Below are 14201 nucleotides of genomic sequence, written 5' to 3'. Positions count from 1 at the left end.
CATGGTTCAGCGCCAGCGGGCAGTCGCTTACGGTTCTGTAAAGCGGGACTACGGAAGTGCCTTCGTATTTCATGTTGGTTTTGTTGAACCCAAGCTGAGTACCTTTCCCACCCGGTACCGAACATGTTTGATCTTTGGCGGGCACATAGGTGGCCGTCAGGTCGTACCTGAAGTTGGGTGGAAAGTCAGGAACAAAGGCGAATGTGTTCGGTTTGCCCACAGCCGAACAACCCAATGTCAGGGCGACGCAACTGCTGAGTGTCACGTTTTGAGCCAATCGTTTGATGAAGGGGAGAACTCTCCGCCAACGCTGCGTCTGATCCGTCATGGAGCTTCGTCCTTGGTGTTCATGTATCAGGAGTTAAATGTTGCACATCCGCCACCACGACTCTGATGGTGCTGAAATCCTTGTAATCCAGTTACAAAGAGCGCATCCCCAAGGCACCTCCCCTGCTTTGCAGCAGAAGATTTTTATAGAAAGCCTCTAAGGGAATCCCTGAACTCTACCGATCCATAACGCGGTGAAAATGCTTCGGCGAGAAATCAGAAAGAACTGACAGACACCCTCCGCCAAGGATCGGGAAGTGTCGCCGCAAAGGATAGGAAACGTCTCTAAACACCCTGGTAGCGGGCTCCTCGTCCACCCTGCAGGTCAAAAACAAAACCGCCCGGTCAGAAACTGAATGGTGACGCATTGCAGATTATTGACGTACGACACTCGTGTAAGGGAAAAGAGGTGCTAGCATAGAGCCACCAGTCGATCTCAGCATGCAGCCTAACTAGTAGTCAGGATATGACCGAGCCAGAAGACCCCAGCCGTGAGCGTCTCAAGCACCACTTTGCCCAGCGGGTAATTCATCAGGCACGTCAGATTCTTGAGATATGGCAGCGCCTGCAACGCAGTGAGTGGTCCACTGTCGACCTCGCCGAACTGAGCGAGGCCAACCTGCGCCTGCTGCGTTTTGCCGAGCGCTTCGAACAGCCGGAACACACTCAGCTCGCGCGTCACATCAGCCAATCGCTGGAAGCAGTGGACGCCAATCGCGGCCGCCTCAGCAGCGGCCTGATCACCGACCTCAATCGCTTGATGCAGCGCTTGTCGCGCACCGGCCTGCGCCACGGCGATCAACTCGACCAGACCTTCCTGCCGCCGCTGCGTAAACCGATCTACGTGATGCTGCAGGATCACGACCGCGCCGAACGGCTGGCCAAACAACTGGAATTCTTCGGTCTCAGCGCGCAGGCGCTGGACAGTGTCTCGGCGTTTCGCTCATCGATGGTCGAGCGTTTGCCAGCGGCGATCGTCATGGACGTCGATTTCAGCGGCGCCGGCATCGGCCTGAAGCTCGCCGCCGAAGCCCAGGTTGGCCTGGAAGAACCGCTGCCGCTGCTGTTCTTCAGCCTGCACGAAACCGACACGCCGACCCGTCTCGCGGCGGTGCGTGCTGGTGGCCAGGAATTTCTCACCGGCACCCTCGAAGCGTCGAGCCTGCTGGAAAAAATCGAGGTCCTCACCTGCGTCGCGCAGTACGAACCTTATAAAGTGCTGATCATCGACGATTCGCGTGCGCAAGCCTTGCACACCGAACGCCTGCTCAACAGCGCCGGCATTGTCACCCGCACCTTGATCGAACCGATTCAGGCGATGGCCGAACTGGCCGATTTCCAGCCCGACCTGATCATCCTCGACATGTACATGCCGGCCTGCACCGGTACCGAACTGGCCAAGGTGATTCGCCACAACGACCGTTATGTCAGCGTGCCGATCATCTATCTGTCGGCCGAGGACGATCTGGACAAGCAGCTCGACGCGATGAGCGAGGGCGGCGATGACTTCCTGACCAAACCGATCAAGCCGCGCCATCTGATTACCACCGTGCGCAACCGCGCCGCCCGCGCGCGCAATCTCAAAGCGCGGATGGTCCGCGACAGCCTAACCGGTCTGTACAACCACACTCACATTCTGCAACTGCTCGAAGACTGCTCGTTCCGCGCCCGTCGCGAGAACAAGCCGCTGAGTTTTGCCATGCTCGACATCGACCACTTCAAACGGGTCAACGACAGCCACGGCCACCCGATGGGCGACCGTGTGATCAAGAGCCTCGCGCTGTTTCTCAAGCAGCGTTTGCGCAAGACCGACTTCATCGGCCGCTACGGCGGTGAAGAGTTCGCCATCGTCATGCCCGACACCGATATAGAAGCCGCGCACAAAGTCCTCGACGAAATCCGCCAGCGCTTCGCCGAGATCCACTACCCGGCGCAGCCGCAGGATTTGTGGTGCACCTTCAGTGCCGGCGTGGTGGAAATGCACGACGACTGCGACAGCCTGATGATGGCCAGCCAGGCCGATGAGGCGCTGTACCGCGCCAAGGGTGCCGGGCGCAATCGCGTGCAGACCGCGCGCGACTCAAAGCAAAGTGCCACTTTTTCATCGGATTCCACTGATTCGGTCATAACCCTGTAACAGAACCGCAATAAATTCAGGCGCTTACCATTTCTGCCGTTGGTAGCCGTCATGCGCCTGAAGTTGCTCACCAATCTCAATACGCTGCTGCTGGTCGCCGTGTGCCTCGCACTCGGCGCCACGCTGTGGTGGTCGCAAAAAGCCCTCGAACGCCCGTATCTGTTGATGGAGCGTTATCTTGGGCTGTCGCAACAATTTCAGAATGAGGTGGCGCGCAACGTCGAGGACTATCTCGCCAGCGGTGACGCCCTGCGCCTGAGCAGCGCCAGTCAGGCCATCGATAGCCTGCGCAAAGAACTCGATGAGTTGCCGCCGACGCTGGCCGCCCCCCTGCGCCCGAGCTTGACGGGGCTGGAAGAATTCAGCAAAACCGACCTGCTCGCGGCCGGCAAACTGGCCGGTGATCCGCAAGCCTTATTGTTGCAGGCTGAGCGCGAACTGAGCGCCAGCCTCGATCAGCTCAGCACTTACGCCAACGGTAACGCGGCTTATCTGGCACCGCTGCTCGCCGCTTCGCAGCATTTGGGCAAACTGTCGCTGGCGCGGGACAAACTGGTCAGCAGCGGGCGCAGTGAACTGGCCGCCGATGTAGAGCGCGAGGTCAGCAACATCCGCTCGCAGGCCCAAGCGATTGATGCCCTGCCCCTGCTCGGCGTTGTGGCCAAGAGTGAATCGGGCAGCGACGACTTCGCGGCGATGATGGGCATCGAAAACACGGAAAAAACTGTCGCGGAAGATGCTGGCGTCGGCCTCAAGCGCGAACTCAACAGTTTGCTCGGACGTTATCCGGCGGAGCTTGAGCGCACCCGCGATCAGATTCAGAAACGCACCGACCTCAGCGCCGCCACCCACCAGAAAATCGCCGCAGTGCAGCAAGCCATTGCCGGACTGGAGCCAGTCGTGCGGGCCCAGCACGGACAAATCCAAGGCGAAGTACGCTTGATGCAAGGCGTGATGATCGGTTTGATTCTGCTGATCGCGCTGTTGATCGACACCTTGCAGCGGCGACTGGCCCGTACGCTGACCAATCTCGCGCCGGCACTATCGACCTGGGCCGAAGGCGATTTCAGCCGCGATATTCAACTGGGCAAGACCAACCGTGAACTGCACGACATTGAAGCCTCGCTCAACCGCTTGCGTGCGTATCTGGTCGATCTGGTCGGGACGATTCGTGGCAACGCCGAACAAGTCGTGGGCAGCAGCCGCACCCTCGCCGAGCTGAGCAACGACTTGCACAGCGGCGCCGAACATCAGGCCGGCGACACCGCGCTGATCCGCGATTCTCTCGGCGAACTTGAAGCGACAATCCAGCAGGTTGCCGGTGATGCACAACAGGCAGCAGAGGCCAGCCGTCACGCCGGACTGGCCGTTGTGCATGGCCAGACCGTGATTGGCCAGAGCCTGACCGGCCTGCACGCGCTGGTGGGTGAGGTTCAGGGCAACGCGCAAATGATCGAGCATCTGGCTGAAGAGTCGGCGACCATCGGCGGCGTGTTGACGGTGATTCGCTCGATTGCCGACCAGACCAACCTGCTCGCGCTGAACGCAGCGATTGAAGCGGCGCGCGCCGGGGAAATGGGCCGTGGTTTTGCCGTGGTGGCCGAAGAAGTGCGCTCGCTTGCTCAGCGTACTGCCGGCGCGACTGCCGAAATTCAGACGCTGATTGCCGGCCTGCAAACCGCTGCTCGTCAATCGGTCGAAGGCATGCGCGCGCAGGTCGAACACGCCGAAGCCACCGCCAATCAGGCGCAAGCGGCGGACGGTGCGCTGGATAAAATCGTCGACGCAATCCAGACCATTTCCGAGACGGCGATCCGCATTGCCGATGTCACCGCGCAGCAAAGCGGTGCGGTCAGCGAGATTCGCGATCACAGCGAGCGGATTCATCAGTTGGGTGGGGATAACTTGCTGCGTATCGGTCGTGGCCGTGAGCAGGGTGAGAATCTGCTGGTATTGGGCGGGCAATTGCATACAGCCGTTCAGGCATTCCGCGTCTGATGAGCCGCCTTCGCGAGCAAGCTCGCTCCCACAGGGGGTATGCGTTCCAGTGTGGGAGCGAGCTTGCTCGCGAAGGGGCCCGCCTCATCACCGCTAGTGACCGGATCAAATCACTTGGTCACATATTTCGCGCAAACATCGGCCATCGTGCTGGCTATTGCATAGAACTGGACAGTCACAAAGTCTTTGCGGCATAGTCGCCGGGTTCTGACGACTGCTCATTCATAACAAGGACTACGCAGATGGCAACCCTACTGGTGCTGCACGGCCCCAACCTGAACCTGCTCGGCACCCGCGAACCCGGCACCTACGGTTCAACGACCCTGGCGCAGATCAATCAGGATCTGGAGCGCCGCGCCCGTGAAGCCGGCCATCATCTGCTGTATCTGCAAAGCAATGCCGAGTACGAATTGATCGACCGCATCCACGCCGCGCGCGGCGAAGGTGTCGATTTCATTCTGATCAATCCAGCAGCTTTTACACACACAAGTGTCGCATTACGTGACGCGTTGCTGGGAGTGAGCATCCCATTCATCGAAGTGCATTTGTCCAACGTGCACAAACGCGAACCTTTCCGCCATCACTCTTACTTCTCCGACGTAGCGGTGGGAGTGATCTGCGGCCTTGGCGCCAGCGGTTACCGACTGGCCCTGGAGGCTGCACTAGAACAGCTTGAAACACAGGCAACGACTTGAAATACAAGCGTTAAGCGCCCCTGACCGACCCTTGGGAGTTGATGATTCATGGATATCCGTAAAGTTAAGAAACTGATCGAATTGCTGGAAGAGTCCGGCATCGACGAGCTCGAGATCAAGGAAGGCGAAGAGTCCGTACGCATCAGCCGTCACAGCAAGACCCCGGCTCAGCAGTACTACGCGCCAGCGCCGATGCAAGCACCGGCTGCCGCACCTGTTGCTGCTCCGGTAGCTGCTGCAGCCCCGGTTGCCGCTGCCGCTCCTGCGCTGAACGGCACTGTTGCCCGTTCGCCGATGGTCGGCACCTTCTACCGTAAATCTTCGCCAACCTCGCCGTCCTTCGTTGAAGTCGGCCAGACCGTGAAGAAAGGCGACACTCTGTGCATCGTCGAAGCCATGAAGATGATGAACCACATCGAAGCTGAAACCAGCGGTGTGATCGAGTCCATCCTCGTCGAAGACGGCCAGCCGGTTGAGTACGACCAACCGCTGTTCACCATCGTTTGAACTGCGGAGAGCCTTTGATGACTGCGAAGTTGGAAAAAGTTCTGATCGCTAACCGCGGTGAGATCGCCCTGCGGATTCTGCGTGCCTGCAAAGAGATGGGCATCAAGACCGTCGCCGTTTACTCCAAGGCCGACAAAGAGCTGATGCACCTGGGTCTGGCAGACGAATCCGTCTGCATCGGCCCGGCGTCTGCCGCTCAGTCCTACCTGCACATCCCGGCCATCATCGCTGCCGCTGAAGTGACTGGCGCTACCGCCATTCACCCAGGCTATGGTTTCCTCGCGGAAAACGCCGATTTTGCCGAGCAGGTCGAGAACTCCGGCTTCGCTTTCATCGGCCCGAAAGCCGAAACCATCCGCCTGATGGGCGACAAGGTTTCGGCCAAGCACGCGATGATCGAAGCAGGCGTGCCAACCGTTCCTGGTTCGGACGGCCCACTGCCGGAAGACGAAGAAACGGCGCTGCGCATCGGTCGTGAAGTCGGCTACCCGGTGATCATCAAAGCCGCTGGCGGCGGTGGTGGTCGCGGCATGCGTGTTGTGCACAAGGAAGAAGACCTGATCGCCTTCGCCAAACTGACCCGCACCGAAGCTGGCGCGGCGTTCGGCAACCCGATGGTGTATCTGGAAAAATTCCTGACCAATCCACGTCACGTCGAAGTGCAGGTTCTTTCCGACGGCCAGGGTCATGCGATCCATCTGGGCGACCGCGATTGCTCGCTGCAACGTCGTCACCAGAAGGTTCTCGAAGAAGCGCCGGCACCGGGCATCGACGAGAAGGCGCGCGAGGAAGTTCTGGCTCGTTGCGTCAAGGCGTGCATCGACATCGGCTACCGCGGCGCCGGTACTTTCGAGTTCCTCTACGAGAACGGCCGTTTCTACTTCATCGAAATGAACACCCGTGTTCAGGTGGAGCACCCGGTTTCGGAAATGGTCACCGGTATCGACATCGTCAAGGAGATGCTCAGCATCGCCGCTGGCAACAAGCTGTCGTTCACGCAGGATGACGTGGTAATTCGCGGTCACTCGCTGGAATGCCGGATCAACGCTGAAGACCCGAAAACCTTCATGCCGAGCCCGGGTACGGTCAAGCATTTCCACGCTCCAGGCGGCAACGGCGTTCGCGTCGACTCGCACCTGTACAGCGGTTATGCGGTTCCACCGAACTACGACTCGCTGATCGGCAAGCTGATCACTTACGGCGCGACCCGCGACGAAGCCATGGCCCGCATGCGCAATGCCCTGGACGAAATCGTGGTTGACGGGATCAAGACCAACATCCCGCTGCACCGTGATCTGGTTCGTGACGAAGGCTTCTGCAAGGGTGGTGTGAACATTCACTACCTCGAGCACAAGCTGGCTGGCGAGAAGCACTAAGCTTCAGCCCGCACCAGACAAAGCCGCCTTCGGGCGGCTTTTTTGTTTCTGCAGCAAAGTCAAAAGATCGCAGCCTTCGGCAGCCCCTACCTTGGAATGCAAACTCCTGTAGGAGCTGCCGAAGGCTGCGATCTTTTGATCTTCAACCATGTTCGTGTTCTGCGCCGAGCTCGCGTAAACTTGCGCGCTTCTCGCCGGCCGCTAGGCTGCAATCAATATTTTTCAAAGGTGCCCGCCATGCCTTGGCTGCAAGTACGTCTCGCCATCAGCCCGGAACAAGCCGAAACCTACGAAGACGCTTTCCTTGAAGTGGGCGCCGTGTCGGTGACCTTCATGGACGCCGAAGATCAGCCGATCTTCGAGCCGGAACTCAATACCACCCCGCTGTGGGCGCACACGCATCTGCTGGCGCTGTTCGAAGGCGGCACTGAACCGGCACCGGTTCTGGCTCATCTGGAACTGCTGACCGGCAGCCCGTTGCCCGAGCATCACAGCGAAGTCATCGAAGATCAGGACTGGGAACGCAGCTGGATGGATGGCTTCCAGCCGATGCGCTTCGGCCAGCGCCTGTGGATCGTGCCGAGCTGGCACGCCGCGCCGGAGCCTGATGCGGTCAACCTGCTGCTGGATCCGGGTCTGGCGTTCGGCACTGGCACTCACCCGACCACCGCACTGTGCCTGGAATGGCTCGACGGTCAGGACCTGAAAGACTGCAACGTGCTCGACTTCGGTTGTGGCTCGGGGATTCTGGCGATTGCCGCCCTGCTGCTCGGCGCCAAGGAAGCCGTCGGCACCGACATCGACGTGCAGGCGCTGGAAGCCTCGCGCGACAACGCCGGGCGCAACAACATTGCCGACGAACTGTTCCCGCTGTACCTGCCGGAAGATCTGCCGCAGGTTCAAGCCGACGTGCTGGTCGCCAACATCCTCGCCGGCCCACTGGTTTCGCTGGCGCCGCAACTGTCCAACCTGGTCAAGTCCGGTGGACGTCTGGCGCTGTCGGGCATTCTCGCCGAGCAAGGTGAGGAAGTCGCCGCCGCTTATGCGCAGGACTTCGACCTCGACCCGATCGCCAACCGCGATGGCTGGGTGCGCATCACTGGCCGTCGGCGCTAATATGACCGCCTGCATAATCCGGATCGCCGCATGACCGACAGCTTCGTCACCCAGTGCCCGCATTGCCAAACCAGTTTCCGTGTCAGCCATGCTCAATTGAGCGTGGCCCGCGGGGTGGTTCGCTGCGGCTCCTGCCTGCAAGTGTTCAACGCCGCCAAACAGCTGCTGGAACAACACGCCGGCAAGGACGCGGTGACGCCGGTTGCACCGTCGGTTGTCGAGCCGACGCCGATTATCGAGGCCCCGCCGGTTGTCCAGGCGCCGGCCATCTTCGAACAGCCCGCGCCGCGTGCCATCAGCCAAAAGCAGTGGAGCGCATCCGAGCTGGATCTCGACAGCCTCGATCTGGACGAAGAACTGGCCCGCCTCGAACAACGGGAAATCCAGCCGACCACCGAATTCGGTCGTCCACGCGAAGATGCCCTGAGCGCACGCCGCGACACCCCTGAACCGGATGAAACGCTCTGGCGCGACAGCCTGTTCAGCGAGCGCGCCGATGAACACACGGCTGAGCCCGAGGACGACGAGGCAGAAATCGCCGACATCGAACCGGTCAAATCCGAGCGAACCGAACCTTCGCTATCGCTGGAACCGGTGGATCTGGATGACGAACCGGCAATCCCGCATCTGCGCCTGCACGACCCGATCGACCCGAATGCCCGCCGCGAGCGCTTGTCGGCCAGCGACGAAAGCGCTGACGACGACTTGCCATCGATCGAGCCGCTGCGCAAAAAACGTGAGCGCGCAGAACCCGGCGTACGCGCCGAAGTGCTGCAGGACCTGACCGACGACCCGCTGCAACTGGACTGGCAGAAACGCCGCTCGCCGTGGGGACGTCGCTTGCTTTGGCTGGTGTTGGTCTTGCTGGCGGCAGGCGGACTGGCTGCCCAGTACATCTCCTATCATTTCGATGAACTGGCCCGGCAGGATCAATACCGCCCGTGGTTCCAGCAAATCTGCCCGCAGATCGGCTGCACGGTGCCGTCCAAAGTGGACATCGCCCGAATCAAGAGCAGCAACCTGGTGGTGCGCAGCCATCCGGAGTTCAACGGTGCGCTGGTGGTCGACGCAATCATCTATAACCGCGCGACATTCTCCCAGCCATTTCCATTGCTGGAGCTGCGCTTTGCCGACCTCAACGGCCACCTGATCGCCAGTCGTCGCTTCAAACCCGGCGAATACCTCAGAGGTGATCTCGAAGGTCTGGCGGAAATGCCGCCGCAGACGCCGATCCACATTGCGCTGGACATTCTCGATCCAGGCCCGAAGGCGGTGAACTACAGCCTGAGTTTCCACTCGCCCGAGTGAGTCGCTTCATCGTTTCTGAATTGACGACGGTTTTCTGACTTTGCCACCCACAACCAAACCTGTGGCGATAACAGAATAACTGTTCAGATTTTGTTCAATTCAGCCTTTATCCAGTCATCGAGAGCGGGTATCATGCCAACCCTTTTTCGAACTCTCATGATCCGGCCCCACTTCAGGGAAGTCCTATGTCGGCGGTACGCATCGGCCCATACACATTGCAGAACGGCTTGATTCTCGCCCCGATGGCGGGGGTCACCGATCAGCCCTTTCGTCAGCTGTGCAAGCGTTTGGGCGCAGGGCTTGTTGTCTCGGAAATGGTCACCAGCGACATGAGCCTGTGGAACACCCGCAAGTCGCGCATGCGCATGATCCACGAAGGCGATCCCGAGCCACGCTCGGTACAGATTGCCGGTGGCGACGCGCAGATGCTGGCGAACGCGGCCCGGGCCAACGTCGAACTGGGCGCACAGATTATTGATATCAACATGGGTTGCCCGGCAAAGAAGGTCTGCAACAAGGCCGCCGGTTCCGCGTTGTTGAAAGATGAAGCACTGGTGACCGAGATCCTGCATGCCGTTGTGGCGGCGGTTGATGTGCCGGTCACCCTGAAGATCCGCACCGGCTGGGATCGCGACAACAAGAACGGCCTGACCGTGGCGAAGATCGCCGAGCAGGCCGGGATCACCGCGCTGGCAGTGCATGGCCGCACTCGCGCCGATCTGTACAAGGGCGAAGCCGAGTACGACACGATTGCCGCGATCAAGCAGGCCGTGTCGATCCCGGTGTTTGCCAATGGCGATATCGATTCGCCGGAAAAGGCCCGTTACGTGCTCGACGCGACCGGTGCCGATGGCCTGTTGGTAGGCCGCGCTGCCCAAGGGCGGCCATGGATTTTTCGCGAGATCGATCATTACCTGCGCACAGGCGAGAAATTGCCGGCACCGGAACTGATCGAGGTGGAACACATACTGCTAGAGCATCTGGCCGCACTTCACGCTTTCTATGGGGATGTGATGGGCGTGCGCATTGCGCGCAAGCATGTGGGCTGGTATCTCGCAACCTTGCCGGGCGCCAGGGAGTTTCGCGCCCACTTCAATCGTTTGGATGGTACGGAAACACAATGCGCCAACGTTCGGGAGTTCTTCGCCGAGCGTTACAAGAGCCTGACAGGGGACGAAGAAGGGGTGGCCGCATGACGATGATGACCGAGACTTTAGTGAGTGGAACAGCACCCGTGAGCGACAACGTGAATTTGAAACAGCACCTCAATACCCCGAGCGAAGAAGGTCAGACCCTTCGCGGGAGTGTCGAGAAGGCGCTGCACAATTATTTCGCCCACCTTGAGGGCGCGTCCGTCACGGATGTGTACAACCTGGTGCTCTCCGAAGTCGAGGCGCCCCTGCTCGAAAGCGTGATGAACTACGTCAAGGGCAACCAGACCAAGGCCAGTGAGCTGCTGGGACTTAACCGCGGCACGCTGCGCAAGAAACTCAAGCAGTACGATCTGCTGTAAGCATTCAATCAAACCAGAAAGGCGCCCGCGTAAAAAACGGTCGCCTTTTTTGCTGACTTCCTTTGCTTTTGATGGAAATTGAGATGACCGACCAGACTACCCGCCTGCCGATCCGCCGCGCCTTGATCAGCGTTTCCGACAAGACCGGGATCCTCGAATTCGCCAAGGAGCTCGAAGCTCTGGGCGTCGAGATCCTCTCCACCGGCGGGACGTTCAAGCTGCTGCGCGACAACGGTGTTGCCGCAGTGGAAGTCGCGGATTACACCGGTTTCGCCGAGATGATGGACGGTCGGGTGAAAACCCTGCACCCGAAAATCCACGGCGGCATCCTCGGTCGTCGCGGTATCGACGACGCGATCATGAGCGAGCACGGCATCAAGCCGATCGATCTGGTTGCAGTCAACCTGTACCCGTTCGAAGCCACCATCAACAAGCCAGGCTGCGACCTGCCGACCGCCATCGAAAACATCGACATCGGCGGCCCGACCATGGTCCGTTCGGCAGCGAAAAACCATAAAGACGTAGCGATCGTGGTGAATGCCAGCGACTACGCCAGCGTGCTCGAAGGCCTCAAGGCCGGCGGCCTGACCTACGCTCAGCGTTTCGACCTGATGCTCAAGGCCTTCGAACACACCGCTGCCTACGACGGCATGATCGCCAACTACATGGGCACCGTGAACCAGGCCGCTGAAACCCTGAGCACTGAAGGCCGCAGCGAATTCCCGCGCACCTTCAACAGCCAGTTCATCAAGGCCCAGGAAATGCGCTACGGCGAGAACCCGCACCAGAGCGCGGCGTTCTACGTTGAGGCCAAGCCTGCCGAAGTCGGCATCGCCACTGCGACCCAACTGCAAGGCAAAGAGCTGTCGTACAACAACGTCGCCGACACCGACGCCGCGCTGGAATGCGTGAAGAGCTTCGTCAAGCCAGCCTGCGTGATCGTCAAGCACGCCAATCCATGCGGCGTGGCAGTCAGCCCGGACGCTGAAGGCGGCATCCGTCAGGCCTATGAACTGGCTTACGCCACGGATACCGAATCGGCGTTCGGCGGCATCATTGCCTTCAACCGTGAACTGGATGCCGAGACCGCCAAAGCGATCGTCGAGCGTCAGTTCGTTGAAGTGATCATCGCTCCAAGCGTCAGCGAAGAAGCTCGCGCCATTGTTGCAGCCAAAGCCAACGTGCGCCTGCTGGCCTGCGGCGAGTGGTCGGCTGACCGCGCCGCTGCGTGGGACTACAAGCGCGTCAACGGCGGCCTGCTGGTACAGAGCCGTGACATCGGCATGATCAGCGCCGATGACCTGAAAGTCGTGACCAAGCGCGCGCCGACCGAACAGGAAATCCACGACCTGATCTTCGCCTGGAAAGTCGCCAAGTACGTCAAGTCCAACGCCATCGTCTACGCCAAGAACCGTCAGACCATCGGTGTCGGCGCTGGCCAGATGAGCCGCGTAAACTCGGCGCGTATCGCTGCGATCAAGGCTGAGCACGCCGGTCTGCAAGTGGCCGGTTCGGTGATGGCCTCCGACGCGTTCTTCCCGTTCCGCGACGGCCTGGACAATGCGGCCAAGGTCGGTATCACTGCGGTGATCCAGCCGGGTGGTTCGATGCGTGATGCTGAAGTGATTGCCGCTGCCGACGAGGCTGGCATCGCGATGGTCTTTACGGGCATGCGTCACTTCCGTCACTAAGAACACGTTCCAATGTAGGAGTGAGCCTGCTCGCGATAGCCATTGATCAGTCAAAGCTGCAGTGACTGACACACCGCAATCGCGAGCAGGCTCACTCCTACAGAAAAGCGTCCCTGCGGCGCTCAACAGAATTAGCGTCATCCGAGGTTTTTGAAATGAATGTTTTGATCATTGGCAGCGGTGGCCGTGAACACGCCCTGGCCTGGAAAGTGGCTCAGGATCCGCGCGTGCAGAAGGTTTTCGTTGCACCGGGCAACGCTGGCACCGCCATTGAAGCCAAGTGCGAAAACGTCGCCATCGACGTGCTGGCCCTTGAGCAACTGGCCGACTTCGCCGAGAAAAACGTTTCCCTGACCATCGTTGGTCCGGAAGTGCCGCTTGTGGCTGGCGTTGTCGACCTGTTCCGTTCCCGTGGTCTGGACTGCTTCGGCCCGACCGCCGGTGCTGCGCAACTGGAAGGTTCGAAAGCCTTCACCAAGGATTTCCTCGCACGCCACAAGATCCCGACCGCCGACTACCAGAACTTCACCGAGATCGAGCCAGCCCTGGCTTATCTGCGTGAAAAAGGCGCACCGATCGTGATCAAGGCCGACGGCCTGGCCGCCGGTAAAGGCGTGATCGTCGCCATGACTCTGGCTGAAGCCGAAGACGCCGTGCGCGATATGCTCGCCGGCAACGCTTTCGGTGACGCCGGTTCGCGCGTGGTGATCGAAGAATTCCTCGACGGCGAAGAAGCTTCGTTCATCGTTATGGTCGACGGCAAGAATGTGCTGCCGATGGCCACCAGCCAGGACCACAAGCGTGTTGGCGACGGCGACAGCGGCCCGAACACTGGCGGCATGGGTGCCTACTCCCCTGCCCCGGTGGTCACCGCCGACGTGCACCAGCGCGTGATGGATCTGGTGATCTGGCCGACCGTGCGCGGCATGGCCGAAGAAGGCAACGTCTACACCGGTTTCCTTTATGCCGGTCTGATGATCGACAAGGCCGGTAACCCGAAAGTCATCGAGTTCAACTGCCGCTTCGGCGATCCGGAAACCCAACCGGTGATGCTGCGTCTGCAATCGAGCCTGGTGCTGCTGGTCGAAGCCGCGCTGGCGCAAGCGCTGGACAAGATTGAAGCACAGTGGGATCCACGTCCGAGCGTCGGCATCGTGCTGGCTGCTGGCGGCTACCCGGGCGACTACGCCAAGGGCGCCGCGATCAACGGTCTCGATGCTGCGGCGAAGCTGGAAGGCAAAGTCTTCCACGCCGGCACCGCACTGAAAGACGCTCAGGTTGTCACTGCCGGTGGTCGCGTGCTCTGCGCCACGGCAATGGGCGCCAGCGTCGGTGAAGCGCAGCAGCAAGCCTACAAGCTGGCGGCCGCCATCGACTGGGAAGGCTGCTTCTACCGCAAGGACATTGGCTACCGCGCCATTGCCCGTGAACGTGGCGAAACCCAGGAATAAGCTGTCGTTGTAGCCCGGCGAGGAATGCCATTCCCTGCCGGGCTGTTCCACCGTCGCGCATCGTTATATTCTGGCATCAACC

At 60.2% G+C, this 14201-nt stretch carries 12 protein-coding genes and 1 pseudogene; 11 read left to right on the top strand and 2 right to left on the bottom strand.

Annotation, left to right across the window (positions count from 1 at the left end; genetic code table 11):
- Window positions 1-328 (bottom strand): annotated as a pseudogene (locus ACW9IR_RS14310) (hypothetical protein); the annotation flags it as partial.
- 465 nt (window positions 329-793) lie between these two features.
- Between ACW9IR_RS14310 and gcbA the strand changes: the two are divergent.
- The 5 genes from gcbA to accC all read left to right on the top strand — a co-directional run bounded on the left by gcbA (window position 794) and on the right by accC (window position 7040).
- Window positions 794-2464 carry a diguanylate cyclase GcbA gene (gene gcbA / locus ACW9IR_RS14305; protein WP_034151562.1) on the top strand — a complete coding sequence of 557 codons (1671 nt, stop codon included), beginning with the start codon at window positions 794-796 and terminating at the stop codon, window positions 2462-2464.
- 51 nt (window positions 2465-2515) lie between these two features.
- The gene (locus ACW9IR_RS14300; protein WP_457463767.1) at window positions 2516-4462 is read left to right on the top strand and encodes a methyl-accepting chemotaxis protein; all 1947 of its coding nucleotides are present in this window, start codon (window positions 2516-2518) and stop codon (window positions 4460-4462) included.
- Between the two features lie 242 nt (window positions 4463-4704).
- Complete coding sequence (gene aroQ / locus ACW9IR_RS14295; RefSeq protein ID WP_007914604.1) at window positions 4705-5157, top strand: type II 3-dehydroquinate dehydratase; 453 nt, start codon at window positions 4705-4707, stop codon at window positions 5155-5157.
- Between the two features lie 48 nt (window positions 5158-5205).
- Window positions 5206-5664, top strand: coding sequence for an acetyl-CoA carboxylase biotin carboxyl carrier protein (accB, locus tag ACW9IR_RS14290; RefSeq protein WP_095121948.1), 459 nt, complete (start codon window positions 5206-5208; stop codon window positions 5662-5664).
- A gap of 17 nt (window positions 5665-5681) precedes the next feature.
- The gene (gene accC / locus ACW9IR_RS14285) at window positions 5682-7040 is read left to right on the top strand and encodes an acetyl-CoA carboxylase biotin carboxylase subunit (protein ID WP_038360556.1); all 1359 of its coding nucleotides are present in this window, start codon (window positions 5682-5684) and stop codon (window positions 7038-7040) included.
- Window positions 7041-7043: 3 nt separating this feature from the next.
- Here the strand turns inward: accC and ACW9IR_RS14280 are convergent, their stop codons facing one another.
- The gene (locus tag ACW9IR_RS14280; RefSeq protein ID WP_457463765.1) at window positions 7044-7190 is read right to left on the bottom strand and encodes a hypothetical protein; all 147 of its coding nucleotides are present in this window, start codon (window positions 7188-7190) and stop codon (window positions 7044-7046) included.
- A gap of 87 nt (window positions 7191-7277) precedes the next feature.
- Here ACW9IR_RS14280 and prmA point away from each other — a divergent pair, with 87 nt between their 5' ends.
- From prmA to purD, 6 genes are all read left to right on the top strand, one after another.
- Window positions 7278-8156 carry a 50S ribosomal protein L11 methyltransferase gene (gene prmA, locus ACW9IR_RS14275; RefSeq protein WP_102899386.1) on the top strand — a complete coding sequence of 293 codons (879 nt, stop codon included), beginning with the start codon at window positions 7278-7280 and terminating at the stop codon, window positions 8154-8156.
- A gap of 30 nt (window positions 8157-8186) precedes the next feature.
- A complete protein-coding gene (locus ACW9IR_RS14270; protein ID WP_457463762.1) occupies window positions 8187-9464 on the top strand; it encodes a DUF3426 domain-containing protein in 1278 nt (425 codons plus the stop codon).
- 185 nt (window positions 9465-9649) lie between these two features.
- Entirely contained in the window at window positions 9650-10660 is a 1011-nt protein-coding gene (dusB, locus tag ACW9IR_RS14265) for a tRNA dihydrouridine synthase DusB (RefSeq protein WP_102899389.1), read from the top strand.
- Complete coding sequence (gene fis / locus ACW9IR_RS14260; protein ID WP_003221275.1) at window positions 10657-10977, top strand: DNA-binding transcriptional regulator Fis; 321 nt, start codon at window positions 10657-10659, stop codon at window positions 10975-10977. Before dusB ends, fis begins: the two co-directional genes overlap by 4 nt.
- Window positions 10978-11060: 83 nt before the next feature.
- A complete protein-coding gene (gene purH / locus ACW9IR_RS14255; protein WP_007914589.1) occupies window positions 11061-12668 on the top strand; it encodes a bifunctional phosphoribosylaminoimidazolecarboxamide formyltransferase/IMP cyclohydrolase in 1608 nt (535 codons plus the stop codon).
- A 155-nt stretch (window positions 12669-12823) separates the two neighbouring features.
- Window positions 12824-14119, top strand: coding sequence for a phosphoribosylamine--glycine ligase (gene purD, locus ACW9IR_RS14250; protein WP_457463759.1), 1296 nt, complete (start codon window positions 12824-12826; stop codon window positions 14117-14119).
- Window positions 14120-14201 lie beyond the last annotated feature (82 nt).

Source organism: Pseudomonas sp. SDT291_1_S447 (assembly GCF_054070155.1).
Note: the sequence above shows the minus strand (reverse complement) of the source record. Positions and strands in the feature narration are given on the sequence as shown.

What these genes read in the sequence shown, in the direction of transcription:
- gcbA (WP_034151562.1), top strand. Translation starts at nt 794, where the DNA reads ATGACCGAGCCAGAAGACCCCAGCCGTGAGCGTCTCAAGCACCACTTT.
- ACW9IR_RS14300 (WP_457463767.1), top strand. Translation starts at nt 2,516, where the DNA reads ATGCGCCTGAAGTTGCTCACCAATCTCAATACGCTGCTGCTGGTCGCC.
- aroQ (WP_007914604.1), top strand. Translation starts at nt 4,705, where the DNA reads ATGGCAACCCTACTGGTGCTGCACGGCCCCAACCTGAACCTGCTCGGC.
- accB (WP_095121948.1), top strand. Translation starts at nt 5,206, where the DNA reads ATGGATATCCGTAAAGTTAAGAAACTGATCGAATTGCTGGAAGAGTCC.
- accC (WP_038360556.1), top strand. Translation starts at nt 5,682, where the DNA reads ATGACTGCGAAGTTGGAAAAAGTTCTGATCGCTAACCGCGGTGAGATC.
- ACW9IR_RS14280 (WP_457463765.1), bottom strand. Translation starts at nt 7,190, where the DNA reads ATGGTTGAAGATCAAAAGATCGCAGCCTTCGGCAGCTCCTACAGGAGT.
- prmA (WP_102899386.1), top strand. Translation starts at nt 7,278, where the DNA reads ATGCCTTGGCTGCAAGTACGTCTCGCCATCAGCCCGGAACAAGCCGAA.
- ACW9IR_RS14270 (WP_457463762.1), top strand. Translation starts at nt 8,187, where the DNA reads ATGACCGACAGCTTCGTCACCCAGTGCCCGCATTGCCAAACCAGTTTC.
- dusB (WP_102899389.1), top strand. Translation starts at nt 9,650, where the DNA reads ATGTCGGCGGTACGCATCGGCCCATACACATTGCAGAACGGCTTGATT.
- fis (WP_003221275.1), top strand. Translation starts at nt 10,657, where the DNA reads ATGACGATGATGACCGAGACTTTAGTGAGTGGAACAGCACCCGTGAGC.
- purH (WP_007914589.1), top strand. Translation starts at nt 11,061, where the DNA reads ATGACCGACCAGACTACCCGCCTGCCGATCCGCCGCGCCTTGATCAGC.
- purD (WP_457463759.1), top strand. Translation starts at nt 12,824, where the DNA reads ATGAATGTTTTGATCATTGGCAGCGGTGGCCGTGAACACGCCCTGGCC.